General features: G+C 72.2%; 24 protein-coding genes. 15 read left to right on the top strand and 9 right to left on the bottom strand.

The window, feature by feature from the left end; genetic code table 11:
- Positions 1–67: 67 nt before the first annotated feature.
- Positions 68–1,309, bottom strand: coding sequence for a 3-hydroxyacyl-CoA dehydrogenase NAD-binding domain-containing protein (locus B4E97_RS17835; protein ID WP_286958258.1), 1,242 nt, complete (start codon positions 1,307–1,309; stop codon positions 68–70).
- 61 nt (positions 1,310–1,370) lie between these two features.
- Between B4E97_RS17835 and paaN the strand changes: the two genes are divergently transcribed.
- From paaN to B4E97_RS17820, 3 genes are all read left to right on the top strand, one after another.
- Complete coding sequence (gene paaN / locus B4E97_RS17830; RefSeq protein WP_286958255.1) at positions 1,371–3,080, top strand: phenylacetic acid degradation protein PaaN; 1,710 nt, start codon at positions 1,371–1,373, stop codon at positions 3,078–3,080.
- A 351-nt stretch (positions 3,081–3,431) separates the two neighbouring features.
- Positions 3,432–3,761 (top strand): ArsR/SmtB family transcription factor, encoded by a 330-nt coding sequence (locus B4E97_RS17825; protein ID WP_286958252.1) that lies wholly within the window; start codon positions 3,432–3,434, stop codon positions 3,759–3,761.
- A complete protein-coding gene (locus B4E97_RS17820; RefSeq protein ID WP_286958246.1) occupies positions 3,758–4,294 on the top strand; it encodes an SRPBCC domain-containing protein in 537 nt (178 codons plus the stop codon). The genes B4E97_RS17825 and B4E97_RS17820 overlap by 4 nt, the downstream gene beginning before the upstream one ends.
- A 201-nt stretch (positions 4,295–4,495) precedes the next feature.
- Here the strand turns inward: B4E97_RS17820 and B4E97_RS17815 are convergent, their stop codons facing one another.
- The gene (locus B4E97_RS17815; RefSeq protein ID WP_286958245.1) at positions 4,496–7,189 is read right to left on the bottom strand and encodes an MMPL family transporter; all 2,694 of its coding nucleotides are present in this window, start codon (positions 7,187–7,189) and stop codon (positions 4,496–4,498) included.
- A 126-nt stretch (positions 7,190–7,315) separates the two neighbouring features.
- Between B4E97_RS17815 and B4E97_RS17810 the strand changes: the two genes are divergently transcribed.
- On the top strand, positions 7,316–8,023 hold the full coding sequence (locus B4E97_RS17810) for a TetR/AcrR family transcriptional regulator (protein WP_286958243.1): 708 nt from the start codon (positions 7,316–7,318) through the stop codon (positions 8,021–8,023).
- 208 nt (positions 8,024–8,231) lie between these two features.
- On the opposite strand, the gene B4E97_RS17805 is transcribed toward B4E97_RS17810, so the two are convergent.
- The 3 genes from B4E97_RS17805 to B4E97_RS17795 form a co-directional block, all read right to left on the bottom strand.
- Entirely contained in the window at positions 8,232–9,116 is an 885-nt protein-coding gene (locus tag B4E97_RS17805; protein WP_286961053.1) for a hypothetical protein, read from the bottom strand.
- A 141-nt stretch (positions 9,117–9,257) separates the two neighbouring features.
- Positions 9,258–9,548: a GNAT family N-acetyltransferase gene (locus B4E97_RS17800; protein WP_286958235.1), complete on the bottom strand. Its 291-nt coding sequence runs from the start codon at positions 9,546–9,548 to the stop codon at positions 9,258–9,260.
- 1 nt (position 9,549) lies between these two features.
- Entirely contained in the window at positions 9,550–10,134 is a 585-nt protein-coding gene (locus B4E97_RS17795; RefSeq protein ID WP_313666714.1) for an OsmC family protein, read from the bottom strand.
- A gap of 148 nt (positions 10,135–10,282) precedes the next feature.
- Here B4E97_RS17795 and B4E97_RS17790 point away from each other — a divergent pair, with 148 nt between their 5' ends.
- From B4E97_RS17790 to B4E97_RS17780, 3 genes are all read left to right on the top strand, one after another.
- Positions 10,283–11,872, top strand: coding sequence for a GMC oxidoreductase (locus B4E97_RS17790; protein ID WP_286961052.1), 1,590 nt, complete (start codon positions 10,283–10,285; stop codon positions 11,870–11,872).
- 66 nt (positions 11,873–11,938) lie between these two features.
- The gene (locus tag B4E97_RS17785) at positions 11,939–12,487 is read left to right on the top strand and encodes a hypothetical protein (protein WP_286958217.1); all 549 of its coding nucleotides are present in this window, start codon (positions 11,939–11,941) and stop codon (positions 12,485–12,487) included.
- 53 nt (positions 12,488–12,540) lie between these two features.
- Positions 12,541–13,350, top strand: a complete 810-nt coding sequence (locus B4E97_RS17780) for a GTP pyrophosphokinase (protein ID WP_286961049.1) — start codon at positions 12,541–12,543, stop codon at positions 13,348–13,350.
- Positions 13,351–13,805: 455 nt separating this feature from the next.
- On the opposite strand, the gene B4E97_RS17775 is transcribed toward B4E97_RS17780, so the two are convergent.
- Entirely contained in the window at positions 13,806–14,348 is a 543-nt protein-coding gene (locus tag B4E97_RS17775; protein ID WP_239266590.1) for a CGNR zinc finger domain-containing protein, read from the bottom strand.
- Between the two features lie 115 nt (positions 14,349–14,463).
- Between B4E97_RS17775 and B4E97_RS17770 the strand changes: the two genes are divergently transcribed.
- The 3 genes from B4E97_RS17770 to B4E97_RS17760 are packed head-to-tail and all read left to right on the top strand — an operon-like array spanning position 14,464 to position 17,403.
- Positions 14,464–15,573: an EamA family transporter gene (locus B4E97_RS17770; RefSeq protein WP_286961046.1), complete on the top strand. Its 1,110-nt coding sequence runs from the start codon at positions 14,464–14,466 to the stop codon at positions 15,571–15,573.
- 7 nt (positions 15,574–15,580) lie between these two features.
- Complete coding sequence (locus B4E97_RS17765) at positions 15,581–16,642, top strand: alpha/beta hydrolase (protein WP_286961045.1); 1,062 nt, start codon at positions 15,581–15,583, stop codon at positions 16,640–16,642.
- A complete protein-coding gene (locus B4E97_RS17760; RefSeq protein ID WP_286961043.1) occupies positions 16,639–17,403 on the top strand; it encodes an NUDIX hydrolase in 765 nt (254 codons plus the stop codon). The genes B4E97_RS17765 and B4E97_RS17760 overlap by 4 nt, the downstream gene beginning before the upstream one ends.
- Before the next feature lie 130 nt (positions 17,404–17,533).
- On the opposite strand, the gene B4E97_RS17755 is transcribed toward B4E97_RS17760, so the two are convergent.
- Positions 17,534–17,926, bottom strand: coding sequence for a phage holin family protein (locus B4E97_RS17755; protein WP_286961042.1), 393 nt, complete (start codon positions 17,924–17,926; stop codon positions 17,534–17,536).
- Between the two features lie 41 nt (positions 17,927–17,967).
- Here B4E97_RS17755 and hisC point away from each other — a divergent pair, with 41 nt between their 5' ends.
- The 5 genes from hisC (at position 17,968) to B4E97_RS17730 (ending at position 24,108) form a co-directional block, all read left to right on the top strand.
- On the top strand, positions 17,968–19,119 hold the full coding sequence (gene hisC, locus B4E97_RS17750; protein WP_239266580.1) for a histidinol-phosphate transaminase: 1,152 nt from the start codon (positions 17,968–17,970) through the stop codon (positions 19,117–19,119).
- A gap of 95 nt (positions 19,120–19,214) precedes the next feature.
- On the top strand, positions 19,215–20,270 hold the full coding sequence (locus tag B4E97_RS17745; protein WP_286961040.1) for a hypothetical protein: 1,056 nt from the start codon (positions 19,215–19,217) through the stop codon (positions 20,268–20,270).
- A 205-nt stretch (positions 20,271–20,475) separates the two neighbouring features.
- Complete coding sequence (locus B4E97_RS17740; RefSeq protein ID WP_019285313.1) at positions 20,476–21,618, top strand: thiamine pyrophosphate-dependent dehydrogenase E1 component subunit alpha; 1,143 nt, start codon at positions 20,476–20,478, stop codon at positions 21,616–21,618.
- 3 nt (positions 21,619–21,621) lie between these two features.
- Positions 21,622–22,602, top strand: coding sequence for an alpha-ketoacid dehydrogenase subunit beta (locus B4E97_RS17735; protein ID WP_019285312.1), 981 nt, complete (start codon positions 21,622–21,624; stop codon positions 22,600–22,602).
- A 21-nt stretch (positions 22,603–22,623) separates the two neighbouring features.
- Entirely contained in the window at positions 22,624–24,108 is a 1,485-nt protein-coding gene (locus B4E97_RS17730; RefSeq protein WP_286957448.1) for a dihydrolipoamide acetyltransferase family protein, read from the top strand.
- Between the two features lie 366 nt (positions 24,109–24,474).
- On the opposite strand, the gene purU is transcribed toward B4E97_RS17730, so the two are convergent.
- Both purU and B4E97_RS17720 read right to left on the bottom strand, forming a co-directional pair.
- Positions 24,475–25,341: a formyltetrahydrofolate deformylase gene (purU, locus tag B4E97_RS17725; protein WP_286961037.1), complete on the bottom strand. Its 867-nt coding sequence runs from the start codon at positions 25,339–25,341 to the stop codon at positions 24,475–24,477.
- Between the two features lie 115 nt (positions 25,342–25,456).
- A complete protein-coding gene (locus B4E97_RS17720) occupies positions 25,457–26,158 on the bottom strand; it encodes a class I SAM-dependent methyltransferase (RefSeq protein ID WP_286957452.1) in 702 nt (233 codons plus the stop codon).
- Positions 26,159–26,185 lie beyond the last annotated feature (27 nt).

Genomic DNA, 26,185 nt, shown 5'->3' with positions numbered 1-26,185 from the left:
TACCGGGGGTAGGTACATCAGCCTGGGGAACGAAGGCCGGTCGATGCCTCTACCCCCGGTAGGGGCATCAGCCTGGCGTGCGAACCCCGGCGGATGTGCCTACCTGAGGTAGGTCGTGGGTGAGGGCCTTGGACGGCCGGTAGCGGCCGCCCGGATAGATCGCGGCCAGCTCCTCGAGCTGGTCCTTGATCACGTCGAAGCCGATCTCGCGCCCCCACTGGATCGGGCCGCGCGGGTAGTTGGTGCCGAGGCTCATCGCGGTGTCCACGTCCTCGGCGGACGCCTCGCCGCGCACCACGACCGCCAGGGCCTCGTTGACCAGCATCGCCAGTGTCCGCGCGACGGGATCGGTCCGCACCGGACCGCCCACGAGCAGCTCCACCGCGGCCTCGTCCGGTGACGCGTCCAGCGCCCGGCCGTTCTCGTCATACCGATAGACGCCGTGACCCGTCTTGCGCCCCAACGCTCCTCGCGCCACCAGGTCCTGCTGGTAGGCCGTGGGCTCGTAGCGCGCGTCGTGGTCGGTCTGCTCCCACACGGACGTGCCGACGGCGAGGTTGACGTCCTGCCCGATGAGGTCCGTGAGCTCGAACGGCCCCATCTTGAAGCCCGCCCCGCGCAGCGCCGCGTCGATGGTCGCCGCGTCGGCGATGCCCTCGGCGACCATCCGCTGAGCCTCGCCGTAGAACGGCCGCGCCACCCGGTTGACGATGAATCCCGGTGTGCTGGCGCACCGCACGGGCGTCTTGCCCCACGCGCGCACCAGCTCGCAGGCCTCCTCGACCGAGTCCGCGCCCGAGCGCGCGCCCCGCACGACCTCGACCAGCGCCATCAGTGGCGGGGGGTTGAAGAAGTGCAGGCCGATGATGCGCTCGGGGTGCGCGATGCCCTCGGCGATGGCCGTGATCGACAGGCTCGAGGTGTTGGAGGCGAGGATGGTGTCGGCGTCCTGGCGGGCGGCCAGCGTGGCAAAGATCTCACGCTTGACCTCGAGGTCCTCCACCACCGCCTCGATCACGAGCCGGCAGGCCGGCAGCGACCGGACGTCCTCGGCGGCCTGCAGCCGGCCCGCGGCGGCAGCGGCCTCGTCGGCGGTGATGCGGCCCTTGTCGGCGAGCCGGCCCAGCGTCGCCCGCAGCCGCTCGATCGCCTCCTCGGCGGCGCCGTCTCGCGCGTCGACGAGCACGACCTCGTGCCCGGCCTGCGCGGCGACCTGGGCGATCCCGGACCCCATCGCCCCGGCCCCGACGACCGCGATCCGCCCCGTTGCGGGCGTGGTGCTCGACTGCTCGCTCGCGTGGTCACTCATGCACGCATCGTGGCACGTCGGCAGCCTCGCGGCGAGGCGAACCCCTCGTTAGGATCGGGACGTGACCACCCAGGCAACGACGCCCAGCCACCCATTCCTCGACGCCCACGCCGCGACCCTCGACGAGGCCGCCGAGGCGCTGCGCACCCGCAGCTTCTACTCCCGCTATCCCGCCTCCCCGAGCCCCCGCGTCTACGGCGAGGGCTCCGCCGAGTCCGGCCTCGCTGCGTATGACGCGCACGTGGGCTCCGCCTTCGCGCCGCTGGACGACCAGCCGTCGACGGGCGAGCGGGTGGGCGACGAGGTGTCGCCATACGGCCCGACCCTCGCGATCACCTATCCCGTGCTCGACATCGACGAGGCGCTCCCGGCGGCGCGCGCGGCCATGCGCGCCTGGCGTGACGCCGGTCCCCGGGTCCGCGCGGCCGTCTGCGTCGAGATGATCGACCGGCTCAACAAGCGGTCCTTCGAGATGGCCAATGCGGTCATGCACACGAGCGGTCAGCCGTTCGTCATGAGCTTCCAGGCCGGTGGCCCCGAGGCGCAGGACCGCGCGCTCGAGGCCGTGACCGCCGCCCTCGTCGAGCAGGAGCGCATCCCCGCATCCGTGACCTGGGAGAAGCCCGCCAAGGGCGAGCCCCTGCGCCTGCAGAAGGACTACAAGGTCGTCGGCCGTGGCGTCGGCCTGGTCATCGGCTGCAACACCTTCCCGACGTGGAACGCCTACCCCGGCATCTTCGCCTCGCTGGCCACCGCCAACGCCGTCGTCGTCAAGCCCCACCCGCGCGCGATCCTGCCGCTGGCCATCACGGTCGCCGTCTGCCGCGACGTGCTGGCCGAGGCGGGCTTCGACCGGGCGCTGGTGCAGCTGGCCGCGGACCACGACGGCGGCACCCTCGCCAAGGACCTCGCCGAGCGCGACGAGATCGCGATCATCGACTACACCGGCGGGCCGGGCTTCGGCGCCTGGCTCGAGACCGAGGCGGCCGCGCGCGGCAAGCTCGTCTACACCGAGAAGGCCGGCGTCAACACGATCGTCGTCGACTCCACCGACGCGCTGACGGCGACGCTGGGCAACCTCGCGTTCTCCCTCTCGCTCTACTCCGGGCAGATGTGCACCGCCCCGCAGAACATCTACGTCCCCAAGACCGGCGTCGACACCGACGAGGGCCACCTGTCCGCCGACGAGTTCGCCGACCGGCTCGGCGCCGCGGTCGCGCGCTTCACCGGCGACGACGCCAAGGCCGTCGAGATCCTCGGCGCCACCGTCAACGACCAGGTCCGCTCCAACGCCGGGTCGCTCGCCGAGATCGCCGCCGAGGGGGAGGGGCGGGTCGTGCTCGACACGCGCGCCGTGCCCCACCCCGCGTGGCCGGACGCCGTCGTGCGGACGCCCGGGATCGTGCAGCTCGACGTGCGGCACGAGGACGTCTACACCCAGGAGTACTTCGGGCCGGTGTCGTTCGTGATCGCCACCGAGTCCACCGAGCAGTCGCTCGCGCAGCTCGCCGACACGGTGGCCGAGCACGGCGCGATGACGGCATCGGTCTACTCCACCTCGCAGGCCGTGCTGGAGGAGGCGCGCGAGGCCGCGGCCGACGGCGGGGTCGCCCTCTCGGAGAACCTCACCGGTCAGGTCTTCGTCAACCAGACCTCGGCGTTCTCGGACTACCACGGCACCGGCGCCAACCCGGCGGCCAACGCGGCCTACTCCGACGCGGCGTTCGTCGCCAACCGGTTCCGCGTGATCACGAGCCGCCGCCACGTCTGACCTACCGCCGGTAGTCACACTCGCCGGCCTTCGTCCAGCAGGCGGATGATCCTGCCCCCGGCGGGTCCTGCGCCGTGATGGCAGGACCTGCTCGCGGAGACCTGGGCACCGTGCACGGTGCCCAGGTCTCCGCGTTCCGGGCCGATCTCGTATGCCGACCGCCCGGCGCATCACCGGTCCCCGCGAGGCGGCGGGCCCGCCATACGGGCGTGAATGCCTCGCGCTCGGAGCGCTGACCTCGCACCGTGCGGCGCCCCGATCCGTGCACCCTCCGCGCTCGGAGCGCAGCTGTCGCACATAATGCGCCCCCATCCCTTGACATGTGACTCTTTGGTCACCTATGGTCGAGGTGTGGATGACGACCTGGTGTTCAAGGCGCTTGCCGACCCGACGCGGCGGCTGCTCCTCGACGCCCTCTTCGACCAGGACGGTCGGACCCAGGGCGAGCTGGAGGCCGTCGTCGCGCGACGCACCGAGATGACGAGATTCGGCGTGGCCAAGCACCTGCGGATCCTCGAGGACGCGGGGCTGGTCACGACCCGCAAGCAGGGGCGGACCAAGCTGCACCATCTCAACCCCGTCCCCATCCGGTTGATCCACGACCGCTGGATCGACAAGTACACCCAGCACCACGTCTCAGCACTCATCGACCTCAAGCGCACCCTGGAGGACCAGCCATGAGCGACACCCAGACCACCAGCACCACCACCGCCGGCACCACCACGACCGAGCGTCAGGCCCCCGAGATCCAGGTCTTCCGGGTCTACATCGAGGCCCCCGCCCAGCGCGTGTGGGATGCCATCACGACGCCGGAGTTCAGCACCAAGTACGGCTACGGCGGCATCGTCGAGTACGACCTTCGCGAGGGCGGCGACTACGTCAGCCACACGACCGAGGAGATGAAGCAGATGGGGATGGGCGACGTCGCCGTCACCGGACGCGTCCTGGAGTCCGACCCGCCCCGCAGGCTCGTCCAGAGCTGGATCGCCGCGTGGCACCAGCAGGAGACGACCCTGACCTGGGAGCTCACGGAGCATGACGGCCCCCTCACGGCGCTCACCCTCACGCACGACTGCACGAGCGCGCCCAACACCGCGCAGGACATCGAGGGCAGTGGCGACGCGGCGCAGGGTGGCGGCGGCTGGCCGTGGGTGCTGGCCGGCATGAAGACCTACCTCGAGACGGGTCGTCAGATGGCCGGCGCCGGCTCCTGACCTGCCTCAGGCGGATCCTGCCGGTTCGGGATCGCGGAGACCTGGGCACCGAGCTCGGTGCCCAGGTCTCCGCGATGTCTGGGGCTCGAGGCCGTATGCCGCAGCGCCGCCGCCTCGCAGATCCCCGCGAGGCGGCGGCGCATCCGTCATACGACCGGTGCGAGCCCCCCTGAGCCCGCACCGGTCGGTCGCCACGCCCTGTCAGTGGCGCAGCGAGCTCTCCTCGTGGACGGCGTCCACCTCGATCGTGATCCGGCGCGGGCGGGCCGCTGACGGTACCGCGAGGTAATAGCGACCCTCCTGCCCCACGGCGGTGCGGGCGAGAGGCCGGCCGTCGGCGTCCAGCAGCGTGACGGTCCCGGCGCCCCGCGGGGCACCCTCGGTGTCGGTCACGTCGCCGTGGAACGCGTGCCAGTCGGCCAGGCCGTGCGACGCCGTGTGCTCGCGCTGCGCCTCGTCGTGCACCGTGATCGAGGGCGACGCCACGACCGTGGTGGAGAGATCCTCCGTGACCGTGCGCGAGGAGGACCCAACGATCGTCGCCAGCCCGGCCCCGGACGATGCGCCGATCGCACCGCGGTCCGGCGCGGGCTCCCGGTGCGTGCCCACCGGCCGGTCGTCCGGAGCCTCGGTGGCGAGCGTCGCCCCCTCGACGTCCATGTGCGGCACCAACCGGTCCAGCCACGCGGGCATCCACCAGGCGTGCCGGCCCATCACGAGCAGGAGCGCAGGGATCAGGATCATCCGGACCAGGAAGGCGTCCAGCAGCACGGCGGTGGCGAGCGCCACGCCGATCGACTTGATGAGGGGCTCGTCCTGGAAGGCGAAGGCCGCGAAGACCGAGATCATGATCAGCGCGGCTGCGGTCACGACGCGCCCGGAGTGGCGGAAGCCGTCGATGACGGCGTCCTTGGCCTCCATGCCGTGCACGTAGGCCTCCCGGATCCGGGTGGTGAGGAAGACCTGGTAGTCCATGGCCAGTCCGAAGACGATGCCGATCAGCAGGGTCGGCATGACGCTCATGACCGGCTGCGGCTCGAAGATCCCCAGCCAGCCCTCCTGCACGAGACCGACGGTGACGCCGAGCGTCGCGAGGGTGGACAGGACGAAGCCGAGGGTCGCCAGGATCGGCACCCAGATCGAGCGGAACACCAGCACCAGCAGCAGGAATGCGAGGCCGACCACGATGCCGAGGTAGGTCGGCAGGGCGTCGGCGAGCTCGCTCGAGACGTCGGCGGCGATCGCGGTCTGGCCCGTGATGCCGATCGTGGCGCCGGTGCGGTCCTCGAGGCCGCCGACGGAGTCGCGCAGCCGCGAGAGGGTCTCGTCGGTGGCCTCGTCCTCGGGGGCGGTGCGCGGGGTGATGAGCATGACGGCGCCCGAGGCGTCCTTGGTCGCCTGGACGACCTGGGCGTTGGCGACGCCGTGGTCGGAGGCGGCCCACCGCTGGGCGTCGGCGAGCGCGGCGGCCCGGCGCTGCTGGTCCGGGACGCTGCGGGAGTCGATCACCGCGACCATCGGGGCGTTCTTGCCGGGGCCGAAACCTTCGTTGAGCATGTCGGCCGACCGGCGGGCGTCCGTGCCTTCCGCAGCTGTGGTGCTGGACGGCAGCCCGAGGTGGAGGTCCTTGGCGGGGATCGCCAGGGCGGTGAGCGCGAGGGTTGCGACCAGCGCCACGACCACCGGGGATCGGCGGATGCCCTGGCCCAGCCGGACCGAGCCGTTGACGGCCTGGTGGTCCTCCTCGTCGACGTCTGCCCGGCGCCGGACCTGGCCGGCGAAGGCCTTGCCCTTGAGCATCCCGAGGATCGCGGGGAGCAGCGTGATGGCCACCATCACGGCGATGGCGACGGTGCAGGCGGCGGCGATACCCATCGAGCCCAGCAGGGAGATGCCGGAGAAGACCAGCGCGACGAGCGCGATGACGACGGTGAGGCCGGCAAAGACGACGGCGGTGCCGGCTGTGCCGATGGCGCGCCCCATGGCGTGGGACCGGTCGGACGTGTGCCGCAGCTCGCTGCGGTAGCGGGACAGGATGAACAGCGAGTAGTCGATCCCGACGGCGAGGCCGATCATCGAGGCGAGCGTCGGGGTGGTGCTCGCGATGTCGCCGAAGGCGGTCGCGGCCCGGATGCCGATGATGCCGAGGGACACCCCGATGATGGCCGCCAGGATGGGCAGACCCGCGGCGACGAAGGAGCCGAAGGTCAGGACGAGCACGATCAGCGCCACGCCGATGCCGATCGCCTCGGAGGTGACGCCGATCTCGCCCATCGCCCGCATGCCCGTGCCCCCGGGGACCGCCTCGAGGCCGTTGCCGGAGTGACGGGACACGGCGGAGCGCACGTAGTCCTGGGTGCTCTGCTCGATGTCCTGAGGCTGGTCGGCGGCGAAGGTCCACGAGACCGTGCCGTAGCGCTTGTCCGCCGAGAGGGGTGACAGGTAGCTCGCGTTGGTCTCGGCGGTGGCGCGCGGCGTCCCCTGCGCGACCTGGGACCGGACGGCCCGCTCGGTCAGCGCCGGTCCGGCGGTGGCGGGATTGACCAGCGAGGAGCGGGAGCCCTGGTCGAGCTGGGGGGTCTTGGCGAGGTCGGCGACGAGGGCGTCGACCTGTCCCTTGTAGGGCTGCTCGGCCAGCGTGTGTCCCTCGGGGGCCTTCAGGACGACCTGCCCGGTGACCTGCTTGTCCGCGGCTCGTGCCGAGGGGAACAGCTCGTGCTGGAGCTCGGCGGCCTGGATGGCCGGGACGCCGGGGATCGAGAAGGTGGTGGACATCGGCTCGGACTTGGCTGCAGCGAAGCCGCCGACGCCGAGCATCACGACGAGCCATCCGACGAGGACCGCCGGCCAGCGCCGATAGGCGCCGCGCCCGATCCGGTACAAGAGGGTTGCCACGGGTCTCCTATGGGTGTGCGTAGAGGATCCGGCTCCATCGACGGATTGTTGACCCGAATATATGACCAGTCAGCGACCAGAGTCAATAATGTAGGGTCTAGGGACGAGCGATCGAGGAGGTCTGCTGTGGCCCGACCGGCCAGGGACCACACGGTGGAGATCCTGCGGGCGGCGCAGACCGTGCTCCGCGACTGCGGGGTCCGCGGAACGACCATCGAGGCGGTGGCCCAGCGAGCGGGCGTCGGCAAGGGCACGGTGTTCCTCTACTGGCCCAGCAAGGCGCGTCTGCTGCAGGCGCTGGCGGCGCTGGAGGGAGCGCGGCTGGCGGAGGTGCAGCGGCGACAGGTGCTGGGCGACCCGGCTGCGTTCAGCCTGGGGGGCTTCCTGGTCGGGCAGGTGGAGGCCCTGTGGGGGAGCGACTACCTGAGCGAGTTCCTGGCTGACCTGGGCGGCGTCCTCGAGCTGGCCGAGGGGCGCCAGCGCGATGGTCAGAGGACGAGGTGGGCCGAGACCGAGCCCGACGTGGCCCGCGCCGCCGTCGCGGGCGGTCTGATCCGAGCGGAGGACGCGGTGGCCGCCGCCGAGACGCTCGCGATGCTGACGGCGGGTGCCGTCCTGCGCGGCTTCGACGCTCCCGAGCGCCGGCCGGGGATCCTGGCCGCGGTGCGCCGGACCGTCGATGCTGCGTTCGCTCGCGCGGACGTCTGTCCCGAGGTCGCGCGAGCCGTCGCCCACGCTGTCGCGGACGTGCTGGACGCTCACGCCGACCGGCTCGTGGACCAGGCCCGTCCCGAGCGCCCGACCTCGGCCGACCTGCGCGAGCTCGCCGTCTGACCTCTCGCTCAGACCTACCTGAGGCGGGCACATCGGCCTGGGTTCGCACGCCATGGCGGCGTGTCCAGCACAGGCGGATCCTGCCGGTTCGGGATCGCGGAAACCTGGGCACCGAGCTCGGTGCCCAGGTCTCCGCGATGTCTGGGGCTCGAGGCCGTATGCCGGAGCGCCGCCGCCTCGCAGATCCGCGCGAGGCGGCGGCGTGGCGTCATACCGGGGCCTGTCGCCCGTGCTGCTCCCAGAGGCGACCGAGGAGGTGCACCTCGGTGCCGGCCAGCCCGACGGACAGGTAGACGCGCCGCCCGCGACGCTGCGGCCCTGTCGAACCCTCTGCTGCCGGCCCTCCCGACGCGGCCACGATCTCCCCGAGCGACGCCACGCGGTCGGCCATCCCGGCGTCGGCCACGAGCGCCGGCGGGTCGTAGGCCCGCAGCTGGGCCGGCGAGTCCGTGACCACCAGGTCGGCGCACGCTACGAGGTCCACCGCGAGCTCGGCACGCCCTACCTGCTTCGGCCCCACGGTGCCGACGAGCACGTCCGGCTCGAGCCAGGCGGCGTCGATGACGGGGGAGCTGCTGGTGGTGGCCAGGATGACGACGTCCGCACCGGCGACGACATCCCGGGGCGACGCGAGGGCCTCGGTGGACAGCCCCAGCTCGCGCCGGGCACGGTCGGCGAATGCCTCGCGGCCCACCGGCGTGCGGGAGGTCACGCGCACGGCGCTCGGGGTGAGGCTCGCCGTGAGGGCCCAGAGCTGCGCCCACGCCTGCGTCCCGGCGCCGACGATCCCCACGGTCACGTCATCGCTCCCGGGCCCGAGGTGCCGCGTGGCCACCCCGCCCAGGGCGCCGGTCCGGCACGCCCCGAGGGCATGTCCGACGTGCACGGCCAGCACGCGCCCGGTCGTCGTGTCGTGCGCGACAGTGACCTGCTCGTCGGAGGTCGTGGGGAGGGTGTCGTAGGTGCGGTAGCCGTAGAACTCGTCCCCGCTGTGCCCGGCGGTGAGGACGAGCCGGCCACCCCCGAGCGGCGCTGCCAGACGAGGTGGCGCCTCGAGGGTGCCGGCGTGGTGGCGGGCGAGGGCCTCCTCCATCAGCCGACGGCGTCGCCGGGCGTGAGCAGGGCGCGGACGGTGTCGTCGTCGATGGTCCAGGTCATGGCGTCTCCTGCGGGTGCGGTGGCGTCGCCGTCAGCGGCTCGGGAGACCAGCCGATCACCTCACGTGGACCTGACGTCAAGCGCCGTAGACGAGCGGCACGTAGTCGCGGTGCCGCTCGATCCAGCCCTTGATGAACGGGCACTGCGGCATCACCGTGCGCGTCCCCTGCTCGCGCACGTCGTCGAGGCCGAAGCGCGCCAGGGCGCTGCCGACCCCCTTGCCCTCGTAGGCCGGGTCCACCTCGGTGTGGGTGAACACGACGAGCTCGTCGGTGAGGAGGTACTCGGCGAAACCCGCCAGCTCCCCGTCGATCCGGGCCTCGTAGCGGTGCTCGTCGGCGTTGTCGGTGACCTGGACGTCGCTCATGTCAGTGCTTCTCCTGCGGTGCGGGACGTACTGCCTCCTCGACCCTAGCCGCGGCCGGCTCCGGTGGCGCGGTCTCGGACCCGGCCTCGGACCCGGCCTCGGACCCGGGCTCGCGCGCGACCAGGATCTCGGGCTCGTGGTCGACCGGGAAGCTCACCGACCGCGCGATGAGGCACAGGCCGGGCACGTCGGCGTGCAGCCACCGAGCCAGGTCGACGTCGCTGCCGGCCGTGACGGTGACCCGTGGCCGCAGGGTGACCCGCTCGAACTGCCCGGCACCGTTCGTCCCGGTCGTCATCACGCCGTGCGGGCGGTCCTCGTACGCCATCACCGTGACCCCCGCCTGCGCCGCGAGGTGGGGGTACCAGAGCATGTGGCACTGGGCGAGCGAGGCGACGAGCAGCTGCTCGGGGTTCCAGCGGGACGGGTCACCGCGAAAGGCCGGGTCGGCGGACCCCGCGATGGGGGTCGGACCCGCTGCGCTGACCACGTGGTCGCGGGCGTATCCGGCATACGAGCCGGTCCCGGTGCCCCGGTTGCCGGTCCACGTCACGGTCAGGTCGTAGGTGTGCTCCTGCGTGGTCATCCAAGGTCCTCCTGCGCTGTCTGCGACCAGCACCGGGATGTGCCTTCGCACCTGCCACGGTGCCACGCCGACGACGTATCCGAGGCCCCTCCCCACCCTCAGCAGGCAGGTCTACCGTGGGAGGGGACCCGCTGGGAGGAGGCGAGCCGTGCCTGACACTTTCGGCAGCTCCAGCAGCTCCAGCAGCGTCGGCACCTTCGACACCTTCGATGCCGACGTGATCGTCGTCGGCAGCGGCTTCGGCGGTGCGGTCGCGGCGGCCCGGCTCGCCCAGGCGGGCTCCACCGTGATCGTCCTGGAGCGTGGACGGCGTTGGGGGCCAGGCGACTTCCCCCGGGATCCCCGGCTGGCGGCCGGGTGGTTGTGGCGGATCGGCCAGGGGCTCTACGACATCCGCTGGCTCAAGGGCATGCTCGCCGTGCAGGTCGCCGGCTGGGGCGGTGGATCGCTCGCCTACGCCAACGTCTTCGCCCGGCCCTTCGACGCCGCGTTCAGCGAGCGCTGGCCGGCCCATCTGCGCCGGGCCGGGCTGGACCCCTACTACGACCTGGCCGCCCACATGCTCGACGTGTCGCCGGCGGGCGACGACCCGAGGACGGGGGAGCCGACGCCGCGCACCGTCCTGGTCGAGCAGCTGATGGCCCTGCGTGGCCGCCCGGACGCGACGGTGCGTCCCAACCTGGCCGTGACCTTCGGCGACCCGGAGGTATGGCGCGCGAATCGTCACGGGGTGCCTCGGCGCGGCTGCTCCTTCGTCGGTGAGTGCGTCCTCGGCTGCAACCAGGGGGCCAAGAACTCCCTGGACGTCACCTACCTCGCCGTCGCCGAGGCGCACGGCGCGCGCAGCGTCACCGACGCCGAGGTCACGGCCGTCACGCCGACCGCCAGCGGCTTCGTCGTCACGGCGCGGACGCCGAGCGACCCCTCGGTCGACCCTCGTGAGTGGCGGGCCCCTCGCGTCGTCCTGGCCGCCGGCGCTGTCGCCACCACCGAGCTGCTCCTGCGGTCGCGCGACGTCACCGGCACCCTCCCGCACCTCTCGCCGCTCCTCGGGCACAGCTTCTCCGGCAACGGCGACTTCCTGACTCTCGCCGAGCTGCGCGAGGAGCGCGGCGACATGACGACCGGACCGACGATCACCAGCACCACCATCTTGGACGTGCCCGAGGGGCGGGGTTCGGTCTGGTACCAGGTGCAGGACGGCGCGTTCCCCGTCGCCCTGCAGGAGCTCTTCGGCGCCATCGTGCCCGGCCGGCAGGTCCGCAGGTGGTGGCGGCGCCGGTTCGCGGGCCCCGACCCTCGACGCATGTTCACCGTGCTCGCGATGGGGCACGACTCCGGAGAGGGGACGCTGCGCCTCGACAGGTCCGGCAAGGCCGTGCTCTCCTGGCGCAACCGCTGGCAGACCCACCTGATCCGCTCGCAGCGCAGGGTAGGGCCGTTGCTGGCCAGCCTGCTCGACGCCCGGCTCTACAACCCCGTCACCTGGTCGCTCCTGCGCCGGACGACCACCGTGCATCCCCTCGGCGGCGTCCCGCCAGGCCCGGACGCGGCCACGGGGGTGGTGGACGAGGTCGGTGAGGTTCACGGATACCCCGGGCTGTTCGTGGTCGACGGCTCGGTCCTGCCGGCGTCCACCGGCGTGAACCCCTCGGCGACCATCCTGGCGGCGGCCGAGCAGTCCCTGGAAGCCATCATCCGCCGCGACGGGCGCCCCCACTGGCGCGCTCCCGAGTGACCCGACGTCGCCTCGAGGGTCGTCCCGGAGGACGCCGCGTCGAGCTTCTCCGCCGAGCTCCGGGCCATGACCAGCGGAGGCGGCGTCACCTTCAGTGAACGCATGGTCTCCTCGGCGCCCGGCCTGCCGCGCGTGACGATGCAGCTCACGGCGGTGGCGCGCAGCATCGACCTCTTCCTCGCCGACCCCACCCACACGCTCGCGGTGGAGGGCACGGTCGACGTGGAGGGGCACCTGGTCTCCGCGCCCGCCGCGGGCACGCTGTCCCTGTTTGCCGACGGGAGTGCGCAGGCGATGAGCTATGAGCTGCACCTCCACGGCGACGCCGGAGAGCCGTGGCGGTTGTCGGGGAGCAAGACGATGAGCGGCCGGGCCCCGGCGTCCGTGCTCCGCGACCTCACCACCCTGCGCGCCACCGTGCAGAGGGAGGACGGCACCGGGCCGGCCCTGCCCGTCGTGCTGCGGATCGGCCGGCGAGATCTGCTGAGCCTGATGGGCGCCGTGCGTGGCCGCGGCTTCACCCGTGCCCGCAGGGCTCGGACGACCGCCCGGTTCGTCGCGTTCTTCGCCGGGTCCACGCTGCGACGGGTCGCGCGGGCGCGCACCTCGCCCTGAGTCACTCCGACCGGTCGGGCGCACGTCTGGCAGAGCACGTCTAGTGTGACCGGGTGGACGATCCCCTCTCCGAGCGTCCGGGCCGTGGCGACGACGTCTCCGCCGAGCTGCCCGAGATCCTGACCTCGCTCAGCGAGGCCCGCGTCGAGCTGACGAAGTTCATCACGGCGTACCAGTTCGCGATCCAGGAGATCGAGACCAAGGTTCGCATCCTCCAGCAGGAGTTCCAGCAGCTGCACCGTTACAACCCGATCGAGCACGTCTCGAGCCGGCTGAAGTCGATGGAGAGCATCATCGCCAAGGCCCGCAAGACGGGCTGCGGGCCCAGCCTGGACGAGCTCCGGCGGGAGATCCGCGACATCGCCGGGGTCCGGGTCGTGTGCAGCTTCACGCCGGACGTGTACCGGATCCAGGAGCTGCTCTGCCGCCAGTCGGACGTCCGGCTCCTCCAGGTCAAGGACTACATCGCCAGTCCCAAGCCGAGCGGCTACCGCTCGCTGCACGCCATCGTCGAGATCCCGGTGTTCCTCTCGGACGGCAGCGTCCAGGTGCCCGTCGAGATGCAGTTCCGCACGAGTGCGCAGGACTTCTGGGCGAGCCTGGAGCACAAGATCTTCTACAAGTACGACCACGAGGTCCCGGCCGAGATCGCCCAGGGCCTGCGGGACGCCGCGGACGCCGCGTCGCACCTGGACGCCGAGATGGAGCGGCTGTCGGTCGCGATCCAGGACCTGACAGGGGAGGAGCCTCCCGGCAGCATGACCGTCACCCCGGGAGACGTCGACGACTTCCTGGCCCTGGTGCGGGAGTCGCGTGCGGGGAGGGGGCGTCCGGGGCCGGATGTCGCCGGGCCCTCCGCCTGAGCATGCTTCGTGGTCGTATGCCGGACGCCGGCCTCACGCCAGGTCGCCGTCTCCGGCTCCCGCCAGCCCGTATGACGAGCCGGCCACCCCATGCGCGGACGGTCCCCATCCGTGCACAACTGCTGCACTCCCGGTTGGGCTGACCACGAGTTCCGTTGTGCCGCAACAGGTGGGTGTCGGGAGTGCCGCGCATCTGCAGCAGTTGGTTCCGCAGCGGGTCCCACTCCTCGCCCCGACCGCAGAACTCGCACGCACAACGGCGCAAACGCGCAGGCCGACCGCTCCAGATCGCGCGTTGTGCATGTGAGTTCCCGGCTGCGCACGGGGCCGCAGGATCAGCCCGCCTTGGTCACATCAGCCTGGCGTGCGAACCCGGGCGGACGTGACTGCCTCAGGTAGACCCATCAGCCGGCCTCGGGAACATCGGCCTGCTGAACGAAGGCCGGTCGATGCCTCTACCCGCGGTAGGTCTTGCGGGAGCGGTAGGCCTGGACGGCCATGCGGTTGCCGCAGCCGCGGTCGCAGTAGCGGCGCGAGCGGTTCTTGGACAGGTCGACGATCACGCCGTCGCAGTCCTCGGCCTCGCACACCCGCAGCCGGTCGAGCTCGCCGGACCGCACCACGTCGACCATCGCCATCGCGGACTCGACGGCGATGCGGTCGGCCAGCGGCGCCTCGCTGGAGATGGCGTGCAGGTGCCAGTCCCACCAGCCCTCGTGGCGCACCACCTGCGGCAGCGCCTGGTGGCGGGCGAGCAGGTCGTTGACCAGGCCGACCACGCCCTCCTCGTCGAGCTCCCACAGCCGGTGCAGCTCGCGACGCAGCCGTATGACGCCCGCCAGCTCGCGTTCGTCGTGCGCCCGCGCCCCGGTGTAGCCGAACTGCCCGACGAACTCCTCTAGGTCCTCCAGGGTCTGCAGGGTCGCCGGCTCGACACCCGTGTTGACCAGCGCGGCCGTCGATACCAGAGCGTCGCGGGTGTCATGGGCAAAAGTCATCTTGACTCCTTACGGAGAGCAGGTCTAGCGTCATGAGCGTAAACCCACTTTGCTCATGACGCTCGCTGACGTGCGTCACGACCGTCGTGCCCTGAAGCCCTCGAGAGGAGTGCCCATGACCGCCATGACCCGCACCACCGACCGCGTCGACACCACCACCGTCGACCCCACCGACACCACCGACCGCGTCGTCGCCACCACCGCCCACCCCACCCTCGCGGACCCGGTCGTGGACTCCCTGCGCCTCGGCCAGGTCGACGTCGACCCGCTGCCCCACGTCCCGGACGAGCAGGCCACCGAGCGCCCGACCCCGAGCCGCCCGCGCGGCGTCTCGCGCGGCCTGGTCCTCGCCCTGATCTCGGCCGTCGGCTTCGCCACCTCCGGGTCCTTCGCCAAGGCGCTGCTCGAGGCGGGCTGGAGCCCCGGCGCCGCCGTCACCGCACGCATCGCCGGAGCCGCGCTCGCCCTCGGCATACCCGCCCTCTGGCTGATGCGCCACCGGCTGCGCGCCTTCCTCGACAACTGGGGCGTCATCCTGGCCTATGGCGTGGTCGCCGTGGCCGGCAGCCAGCTCTTCTACTTCAACGCCGTCACGCACCTGTCCGTCGGCGTCGCCCTCCTCCTGGAGTACCTCGCTCCCGTCCTCATCGTCGGCTACCTGTGGCTGCGCACCCGCCGCACCCCGTCGCCCGCGACGCTGCTCGGCGCGACCCTGTCCATGGCCGGGCTCGCCCTGGTCATCGACCTCTTCGGCGGCATCGGCATCGACCCGGTCGGCCTCCTGTGGGGCCTCGCGGCGGCGTGCTGCAACGCGACCTACTTCCTGCTCGGCGCCCGCGAGACCAAGGGCCTGCCGCCCATCGCCCTCGCGGGCGGCGGCATGGTCGTCGGTGGTGCTGTCCTCGGCCTGGCCGGCGCGGTCGGCATCATCCCGATGGTCGCCACCACCGCCCCCGTCGTCCTCGCCGGCCTGGATGCGCCCTGGTGGGTGCCCGTCCTCGGCCTGGTCCTGCTCGCCGCGGCCGTGGCCTACGGCTTCGGCGTGGCGGCGACGCGGCGCCTCGGCTCGACCGTCGCGTCCTTCGTGGGGCTCACCGAGGTGGTCTTCGCCGTGCTCATCGCCTGGCTCCTGCTCGGCGAGCTCCCGGGCCTCGTGCAGCTGGCCGGCGGTGCGCTGATCCTCGCGGGCGTTGCGGCGGTCAAGTTCAGGGAGTCGCGGGCATGATGGGCACGTGCCCTCGACCCGCCGTCCCCTGACCCTGCGCGCCACGCAGTCCGTGCTGCGTGGCGTCGCGCGCCTGCCCCGGCCGGTCCTGCGTCTCGTCGCGGGCCGGCCGCGGCGCGTCGACGGCCACACCCTGCGCACGGACGTCCAGGTGGCGCTGCGGATGCTCGAGCTGGCGCCGGGCAGCGACGCGGCCGAGCTGACGCCGGAGCAGTGGCGCGCCGAGATCGAGACCGAGGCCTGGCTCTTCGGCCACCAGCCCCACGTCGCGTCGATTCGCGACGGCGTCCTGCCGGGCCCGGCGGGCTCGATCCGCACGCGCACCTACGACCCCACCCCGGGCGAGCCGCCCCGCGGCGTCGTCGTCTACTTCCACGGCGGCGGCTTCGTGGCCGGTTCCCTCGACAGCACCGATCCCGTATGCCGATTCGTCGCGCGCTATGCCGGCCTGACCGTCGTCTCGGTCGACTACCGCCTGGCGCCGGAGTCGCCCTTCCCGTGCGCCGTCGAGGACGCGGTGGCGGCCTTCCGCCACGTGCGGGACCACCGCGGGCAGCTCGGCGGCGACGCCTCCACGCCCATCGCCGTGATGGGCGACAGTGCGGGCGGCAACCTCGCGGCCGTCGTGTGCCACCGCACCGTCGAGGACGAGGCCGGCGGTCCTGACCTGCAGGTGCTGGTCAGCCCCGTCACCGATTGGTCCCGCAAGTCGCGGTCCTACGCGCTGTTCCCCACCGGCTTCTTCCTCACCGAGGCGACGATGGACTGGTACGCCTCCCACTACCTGCGCGAGCCCGAGCAGGCGTCCCACCCGGACGCCTCGCCGCTGCTCGCGCGCCACCTCGGCGGGCTGCCTCCCGCCTATGTCCTGGTGTCGGCCTTCGACGTGCTCCGCGACGAGGGCCTCGCCTACGCCGCGCGCCTCGAGGAGGCCGGCGTCCCCGTCACGCTGCGGGTCGACGAGGACGGCACCCACGGCGACGTCAACGCCATGGGGGTCTCGCGCGCCAGCCGCGACCTGGTCATCGAGGTGGCCGAGGCCGTCCGCGACCTGCTGGTGCGCCGGTGATCGTCCGCGAGATCGGCGACGGGATCGTCGAGCTGGACCTGTCGGGACACTCGCCCGACGACCTGGCCGAGGTCGAGGCGCTGCGCGAGCAGGTCGCCGCAGGCATCGCCGCCGGGTGGCGCCGCGTCCAGGCGCTGCACGACCCGGACGACGTCGTCACGCACCGCGTGGCCGCCCGCCTCGGCCTGCGCCACGAGGGCACCATGCGCGGCATCGGTCCCGGCCACGGCGACCGCGTCGTCATGGCCCGCCTGGCGAGCGACCCCGGCCCCGAGACCCGCGAGGGCTTCCTCGGCGTCCTCAACACCACCATGCCCACCAAGCGCAACATCGCCCAGACGCTGCTGCGCGACCCCGACGGGCGTGTGCTGCTCTGCGAGCTGACCTACAAGCGCGAGTGGGACCTGCCCGGCGGCATCGTCGACCCCGGTGAGCCGCCGTCCGCCACGGCCGAGCGCGAGGTCGCCGAGGAGCTCGGGCTGGACCTGCCGGCTCGCGACCTGCTCGTCGTCGACTGGCTCCCGCCCTACCGCGGCTGGAGCGACGCCACCCTGTTCGTCTTCGACGGCGGGGTGCACCCGGCCGACCTGGTGGACCGAGTCACCTTGCAGCCGCGCGAGATCCGCGCCCTGAACTGGGCCACGCCCGAGCAGGTCCGGGAGCACTGCGCGCCGTATGTCGTGACCCTGCTGGAGCGCCTCGCCGCCACCCCGGCCGGCAGCGGCACGGCATACCTCGTGGACGGCCACCCCCGCGCCTGAGCCGGCCCCACCACCACCACATCCACCACAGCCACAACCACCGCAACCACCCCTCGCCATTGGTCACCAATGGATGAATCGCGCGCCCCTTGAACGATCCACAGCGTCAGTGGTGACCAATGGTGGGGGCTCAGACCTCGTCGGCGTCCGGCAGCAGGATGTTGAGCAGCAGCGACACGAACGCCACGACCAGGGCGCCGAGGATCGCGTCCCAGAAGAAGCTGTCGACCCGGAAGTCCAGCCCGAGCGGACCCGCCAGCCAGGACGTGACCTGCAGCATGAGGGCGTTGATCACCCAGGTGAACAGCCCCAGCGTGAGGATGATCGCCGGCAGCGAGAGCAGCTTGACGATCGGCTTCACGACCGCGTTGATCAGCCCGAACACGATGGCCACCAGCAGGATCGACAGCAGGCGCGTGGCGAGCGAGGGCTTGTCCTCGCCGAGGTGGATCCCGGAGACCACCATGGCCGCGACCCAGAGCGCGATGCCGTTGACGAGCGTCTTGATCGCGAAGTTCTTCATGGCCATATGGTGACATGTCGGCCCCCGCATATGGTGGTGCCATGACCGCAGCCGATGCCGCCACCAGCGAGCTCAGCCCCGACCGCGACGACGCGGCCACCCCCGAGAGCGAGGTGCGGCTGCGCGAGGCGCTCGCCAGCGTCCCCGCCTACGTCCCCGGTCGCCCGGCGCCGGAGCTGCCCGACCGCACGACCTACAAGGTCAGCAGCAACGAGAACCCCTACCCGCCGCTGCCGAGCGTGCTCGAGGTCATCGCGTCGGCCGCGACCACGGTCAACCGCTACCCGGACATGGCGGTGACCGAGCTGACGCAGGCGCTCGCCGACTTCCTCGGGGTGCCCAACGACCACATCGCGACCGGCACCGGGTCGTCCGGCGTCCTCACCCAGCTCGTGACCGCCACCTGCGGCCCGGGCGACGAGGTGGTCTACGCGTGGCGCTCGTTCGAGCTCTACCCCATCGTCACCGCGCTCGCCGGGGCCACCAGCGTGCAGGTGCCGCTCACGGCCGACCAGCGCCACGACCTCGACGCCATGGCTGCGGCCATCACCGACCGCACCCGCCTGGTCATCGTCTGCACGCCCAACAACCCCACCGGGCCCTCGGTCCACGCCGACGAGCTCGAGGCCTTCCTGGCTGCGGTCCCGCCGCACGTCCTGGTCGTCATCGACGAGGCCTACCTCGAGTTCGTCCGCGACCCCGAGACGCCCGACGCGCTCGACCTCTACCGCAACCACACCAACATCGCGGTGCTGCGGACCTTCTCCAAGGCCTACGGCCTCGCCGGGCTGCGGGTCGGGTATGCCGTGGCGCCCTCCGAGGTCGCGGCGGCGCTGCGCAAGTGCGCCCTGCCCTTCGGTGTCTCGCGGATCGCCGAGGACGCCGCCGTCGCCAGCCTCGGCCTCTTCGCCGAGCTGGACGAGCGGGTAGAGGCCTTGGTCACGGAGCGTGACCGTGTGACGCGTGGCCTGGCCGAGCAGGGGTGGCGCCTGCCCGACACCCAGGCCAACTTCGTGTACTTCCCGGTGGGGGAGCACTGCACGGAGCTGGCCGAGGCGTGCCGCGATGCCGGGCTGGTCGTGCGGCAGTACGGCAACGACGGCGTCCGCATCACCATCGGCGAGGAGGAGGCCAACACGCGCCTGCTCGAGGTCGCTGACCGTGTCCGGGCACGCGTCCAGCCGGGTGACTAGTCAGCAGGGACGGTTTGCCTCCGGTTCACTTGTCGGTGACTGCACCGTGACCGCACCATGGAGAGCATGGAGACACCCGGTCTAGGCACAGGCCCATGAGACGGCAGGGGGGGACGGCCTGGAGGCCGGCCCTCGCCCTGTCGGCTCTCGGTGTCTCCGCCACCCTCGGCCTGGCGGGCCTGTCGCTGACCACCGGCCCCGGGACCCTGGAGGGGGTGCTCGGCGGCGGGTCGACCACGACCCCCGGCCTGACGGCGACCGGCGGTTCGGCATACGAGACCGATGGTCCGGCCGACGCGCTGACCGCTCAGGGTCCGTCCGTCTCGCGCGCGCTGGTCGTGCAGCAGGCCCAACGACCCGAGGCGCCGGTGGCTCCCTCGGACCCGCTCGACGGCATCGTCCTGCTGTCCGCAGCGCCGCGCGGCCAGGTGCTCGAGCAGACCGTCATCGAGCCTGCGCAGGAGCGCCTCGAGGCCCTGGCGGCCCTGCTGCCGCTGCTCGAGGTGGCCGAGCCGCTGACCGGCGTCGACGCCGACGAGGTGCTGGCGTCCATGGCCGACCTGGGGCCGGTCCCGGTCCCCGAGGCCGGCCCGGTCGTCGACGACGGCGCGAGCAACGCGTCCCCGCTCATCGCCCAGGCGCCGACGACGCCCGACCGCACGCCGCCTCCCACGCAGCCGCCGGGCGACGTCCCCGCCGAGCCCGACCCGGTCGGGGAGGACCCGATCATGCGTCGTATGACGGAGCCGGTGCCCGAGCCGTCGACGGGTAGCCCGCCGACCCCCACGGAGCCCGCGCCCGGGACCACGGACCCGACGACGACGCCCGGCTCCACGCCCACCGATCCCAGCACCACCCCCACCGGCCCCGGCCAGAGCCCCACGGGTCCCGGCTCGCCGACCCCCACACCCGGCACCCCCACCACGCCCGGGTCGATCGTCGGGCCCCTGCCGACGCCGACGCCGACGCCCACGACTGCGGTGCCGACGTCGCCCGCCCCGACCGCGTCGCCGCAGCCCGGCCCCAGCCCGAGCCGCACCGGCGGGGTCGGAGGCGAGGACTCGCCCACGGCGACGACCGCTCCGGCGGCGCCCCCGGCTGCGTCCCCGGCGAGCGCCCCGCGCGGCACCCCTGCTCGCAGCGCGCCCTGACCCGACTGGCGACAGGGACGGGGCGGGCAGGTACGCTGCCCTCGCCAGGCCCAAGCGTCCGACGGGACGTGTTGACCGCCACGAGCGACCGGCCCGACGTCGTCACCTCGACGAGGCCGGACCTGGGCGGTGACCCCGCCCGTCGTGGCCCCGAGCCGGACCGAGCAGCGACCCTGCCCGGCCCGAGGATCGAAGGAGATCACCCATGAGCGACAACGTCGTCGCCCGCCCAGGCGGCAGTGACGCCTACGGCGGGCCGGAGATGGTGCAGCTGCTCACCCCCGAGGGGGAGCGAGTCGACCACCCGGAGTACTCCCGCTATCTCGACGGGCTGACCGACGAGGACCTGCGCGGCTTCTACCGCGACATGTTCCTCATCCGCCGCGTCGACACCGAGGGCACGGCGCTGCAGCGTCAGGGCGAGCTGGGCCTGTGGGTCTCGCTGCTCGGCCAGGAGGCCGCCCAGATCGGGGTCGGCCGGGCGATGCGCAAACAGGACTACGCCTTCCCCGGCTATCGCGAGCACGGCGTCGGCTGGTGCCGCGGCGTCAAGCCCCTGCAGGTGATGTCGCAGTTCCGGGGCGTCGACCAGGGCGGGTGGGACCCCAATGAGGTGGGGATGCAGCTCTACACGATCGTCATCGGCAACCAGGTGCTCATGGGCACGGGCTACGCCATGGGGATCACGCTGGACGGCGACGTGGGCACGGGCGACCCCGACCGCGACGCCGCGGTCGTCGCGTTCTTCGGCGACGGGGCCACCGCGCAGGGCGACGTCAACGAGTCCTTCGTCTTCGCCGGCGTCAACAACGCCCCCATCGTGTTCTTCTGCCAGAACAACCAGTGGGCCATCTCCGAGCCCAACGAGCGCCAGACCCGCGGCCCGCTCTACCACCGCGCCAACGGCTTCGGGTTCCCGGGCATCCGCGTCGACGGCAACGACGTGCTGGCGTCGTACGCGGTCTCCAAGGCGATGCTCGACCGCGCCCGCGACGGCCAGGGCCCGTCGTTCATCGAGGCCTTCACCTACCGCATGTCCGCACACACGACCTCGGACGACCCGACGAAGTACCGCGTGGACGCCGAGGTCGAGGTGTGGAAGCACCGCGACCCCATCCAGCGGCTGCGGGCCTATCTCATCCGCTCCGGCAAGGCCGACCAGGCGTTCTTCGACGACCTGCAGCGCGAGGCCGACGCCCTGGCCGAGGAGATCCGCACGGGGACGATCGGCATGACCGAGCCCGACCCGCACGGCATGTTCGACCACGTCTACGTGGAGGACGACCACGCCCTGATCGAGCAGCAGCGCGCGGAGTTCGCTGCCTACGCCGCGAGCTTCGAGGACTGAACGATGACCAAGCTGACCATTGCCAAGGCCATCAACGCCGGCCTCCGCGCCGCCATGGAGCGCGACCCCAAGGTCGTCCTGTGCGGAGAGGACGTCGGCAAGCTCGGCGGCGTCTTCCGCATCACCGAGCACCTGCAGAAGGACTTCGGCGAGCACCGGGTCATGGACTCGGCCCTGGCCGAGTCCGGCATCATCGGGACGAGCGTCGGTATGGCGCTGCGGGGTTACCGCCCCGTCGCGGAGATCCAGTTCGACGGCTTCGTCTACCCGGCGTTCGACCAGATCGTGTCCCAGGTCTCCAAGATGCACTACCGCTCGCGCGGCAAGCTCCGGCTGCCCATGGTGATCCGCATCCCGATGGGTGGCGGCATCGGGGCGGTCGAGCACCACAGCGAGTCCAACGAGGCCTACTTCGCCCACACCGCGGGGCTGCGCACGGTCTTCGTGTCCAACCCCGAGGACGCCTACTGGGGGATCCAGCAGGCCATCGAGTCCGACGACCCGGTGATCTTCTACGAGCCCAAGCGGCGTTACCACGAGAAGGGCGAGGTCGACCTCGAGGCGCCGTCCGCGCCGCGAGGCCTCTACGGCGCCAACGTGATCGTGCCCGGCACCGACGTCACGGTCGTCTGCTACGGCCCCATGGTCAAGACCTGCATCCAGGCTGCCGCGGCGGCCGCCGAGGAGGGCACCTCGCTCGAGGTCATCGACCTGCGCTCGGTCAGCCCGCTCGACATCGACACCGTCTGCGCGTCGGTCGAGCGGACCGGTCGGCTGGTCGTCGTCCACGAGGCCGCGTCCTTCCTCGGTCTCGGCTCCGAGATCGCGGCCCAGGTGCAGGAGCGCTGCTTCTACCAGCTCGAGGCGCCGGTGCAGCGCGTCACGGGCTACTACCTGCCCTACCCGCCCTCGAAGTACGAGGAGCACTTCCTGCCCGACCTCGACCGCGTGCTCGACGGCGTCGACCGCGTCCTGGCCCACTGAGCCCGAGAGGAGCGAATTCACATGGCGATCAAGAAGTTCAACCTCCCGGACCCCGGTGAGGGTCTGCTCGAGGCCGAGATCGTGACGTGGAAGGTCAAGGAGGGCGACGAGGTCAAGGTCAACGACATCGTCGTCGAGATCGAGACCGCCAAGTCCCTGGTCGAGCTGCCGATCCCGTGGGCCGGCACCGTCGCCCAGATCATGGCGCCCGAGGGCGAGACGGTCGACGTGGGCACCCCGATCATCGCCATCGACGACGGCACCGGTGGCGGGGACGCCCCGGCCGAGCCCGACGACGCGTCCGCCGCGGCCACCCAGGCCCAGGTCGACGAGGCCATGGGGACGGGCACGTCCGCCGCCCCCAAGGAGGAGCGCGTCGCGGTCCTCGTCGGCTACGGCCCCAAGGTGACCGACGCCAAGCGCCGCCCCCGCAAGCACCAGCGCGGCCCGCTGCCCACCCCGAGCGAGACCAAGAACCCCGAGTCCTGGGGTGGTTTCGCGCAGGTCGCGGCGGCCACCGAGATGACGCACCCGACCGTCGTGGACCCGCACGGCGTCGCGGTCGAGGTCGCCGACGGCGCGGGATCCCGTCCCGGCAAGGCCCTCGCCAAGCCCCCGGTCCGCAAGTACGCCAAGGACAAGGGCGTGGACCTCACGGCCGTCACGGGCACGGGTGACGGCGGCGTGGTCACGCGCGCCGACGTCGACGCCTACCTCGCGGGAGGCGCGCAGCCCCAGGAGGCGGCGGGCGCTCCGGCATACGGCTCGAGGGGTCTGGCCGGCGACGCCGAGCGCGAGGTGCGCATCCCGATCAAGGGCGTGCGCAAGGTGACCGCGCAGGCCATGGTCGGGTCGGCGTTCACGGCGCCGCACGTGACCGAGTTCATCACCGTCGACGTCACCGAGATGATGGCGCTGGTCGACCGGCTCAAGAAGGACAAGGAGTTCAAGGACGTCCGCGTCTCGCCGCTCCTCGTCGTCGCCAAGGCCCTGATCGTCGCCAGCCGCCGCAACCCCGGCGTCAACGCGACCTGGGACGAGGCCAACCAGGAGATCGTGCACAAGAACTACGTCAACCTCGGGATCGCGGCCGCCACGCCGCGCGGTCTGATGGTGCCCAACATCAAGGACGCCGACCGCCTGTCGATGCTCGAGCTGGCGCAGGCCATGGGCTCGCTCGTCGAGACCGCCCGGGCCGGGCGCACGCAGCCCGCCGAGATGTCCGGCGGCACGATCACGATCACCAACGTCGGCGTCTTCGGCGTCGACACGGGCACGCCGATCATCAACCCCGGCGAGTCCGCGATCCTGGCCTTCGGCGCGGTGCGTCGTCAGCCCTGGGTCGTCACCGCGGCCGACGGGTCCGAGGAGATCGTGCCGCGCTGGATCACGCAGCTCGCGCTGTCCTTCGACCACCGGCTGATCGACGGCGAGCTCGGCTCGAGGTTTCTGGCCGACGTCGCCAAGGTGCTCGAGGACCCGGCCCGCGGGCTCGTCTGGGGCTGAGCGGTCTCAGTCGTATGACGGCGGGGTCGGGCGCGACGCGTCCGGCCCCGCCATTGCGTGTGCTGGCGCCTCGGCGTCCGTTCCCTGTCTCGGTGACCGTCTCCTGTCTCGGCGACCGTCTCCTGTCTCGGCGTCCGTCCGTTCCCCGTCTCGGCGTCCGTCCGTTCCCCGTCTCGGCGACTGTCTCCCGTCTCGGCGACTGTCTCCTGTCTCGGCGACTGTCTCCTGTCTCGGCGACCGTCTCCTGTCTTGCGCTGCAGCAGGAGACGGGGGCTGCACGGCAAGACGGGGGCTGGAGGTCCAGACCGGGGACGGCGGGTGCGACGGTCGGGTGCGACGGCTGCGTGCGCGTGAGCGCCCAGGGCGTCAGCGCAGGACGATCGTGCGGTGGCCGTCGCGGATGATCCGGTGCTCGGCGTGCCACTCGACCGCGCGGGCGAGGACCTGCGTCTCCACGTCGCGACCGATGGCGACCATCCGCTCCGGCGCCGCCCAGTGGTCTACGCGCGCGACGTCCTGCTCGATGATCGGCCCCTCGTCGAGGTCCGCGGTGACGTAGTGCGCGGTCGCGCCGATCAGCTTGACGCCGCGGGCGTGGGCCTGGTGGTAGGGGCGGGCGCCCTTGAAGCTCGGCAGGAACGAGTGGTGGATGTTGATGGCCCGCCCGTCCAGCGCGCGACACAGGTCGTCCGACAGCACCTGCATGTAGCGAGCGAGCACCACCAGCTCGACGTCCAGCTCGTCGACGAGCTCCAGCAGGCGCCCCTCGGCCTCGGCCTTGGTCTCGCGCGTCACGGGGACGTGGTGGAAGGGGATGCCGTAGCCCTCGACGAGCGTGCGGAAGTCCTCGTGGTTGGAGACGACGGCAGGGATCTCGACGTTGAGGGCGCCGATGCGGGCGCGAAAGAGCAGGTCGTTGAGGCAGTGGCCGAAGCGGCTGACCATGAGCAGCGTGCGGGTGGGGCGGACGGCGTCCTGCAGGTCCCAGGTGAGCGCGAACCTTTCGGCCACCGGCGCGAAGTCCGCTCGCAGTCGGTCGATCTCGGGCACCGGCCCGCTGAACTGCACGCGCATGAAGAACGCGTCCGCCTCAGGGTCGCCGAACTGGCTCGACTCGAGGATCGTGCAGCCGTGCTCGACCAGGAACCCGCTCACCCCGTGCACGATCCCCACGACGTCGGGGCGCGCGGTGAGGGTGAGGACATAGGTGGGTTCGGTGGCCTGGCTGGGCACGGTGGCTCCCGTGGGTCGAGTGATGTCGTCGTATGCCGGACCGCTGCGGTCCGCGCACCACTGTGCCCCACGGGGTCGCCGCGAGGCGGGACCGTCCGCTACTGGGACGGGTGCGTCAGCGGTGCAGCAACGACCGCAGTCGCCCCAGGGGGCTGGGGGCCTTGGTGGCGTGCCGGTGGAGGCTCACGGCATACGACCCGCCGGTGAAGTCCCCGCCCTCCCAGGTGCCACGGCGTTCGGACAGCTCGAGTCCCGCTGCGGCGCAGGCTCGGTCGTAGTCCGAGAGGGGAGTGGGCTCGACGCCGGCGGGCAGGTGCTCGTGGTCGAGCCCGAACCCGGCGACCAGCACCCCGTCCGGCTTGAGGACGCCGGCGAGGTTGCGGACGACCTGGTCGAGGGTGCCTGGCGCGAGCAGGGGGATGACGTTGCCCGCGAGGAGGACGACGTCGAAGCCCGCGCCGATGATGCCCTGCGGGACGTCGAGGTCGGCGAGATCGCTGAGCCAGAAGGGGATCCGTGGGTTGCGGTCGGCGGCGACCCGCAGCATCGACAGGTCGGCGTCGACGCCCACGACCGGGTGGCCGAGCTCCGCCAGGCGCACGGCGACCCGGCCGGTGCCGCAACCGGCGTCGAGCACGCGGCCGCCCTCAGGCAGCAGCGAAACGACGAGTTCGGCCTCGCCGTGCGGGTTCCCGCCGGCGGCAGAGGTCAGGTCGAGGACCTGCTGGATGCGGCGCTCGTAGTCCGCGCCCCCGTCGTCGCCGACCAGCTCGGCCCACCGGGTGCGCGGAGAAGCGCTGTCGGGAGTCTCGCTCATGCTCGTCACGATAGCCCGGCCCCGAGG

This window comes from Arsenicicoccus sp. UBA7492 (assembly GCF_002479615.1).
In the GTDB taxonomy this organism is placed as follows: Bacteria; Actinomycetota; Actinomycetes; order Actinomycetales; family Dermatophilaceae; genus Arsenicicoccus; species Arsenicicoccus bolidensis.
The sequence above is the reverse complement of the archived record's forward strand: the minus strand, read 5'-3'. Positions and strand labels throughout refer to the sequence as shown.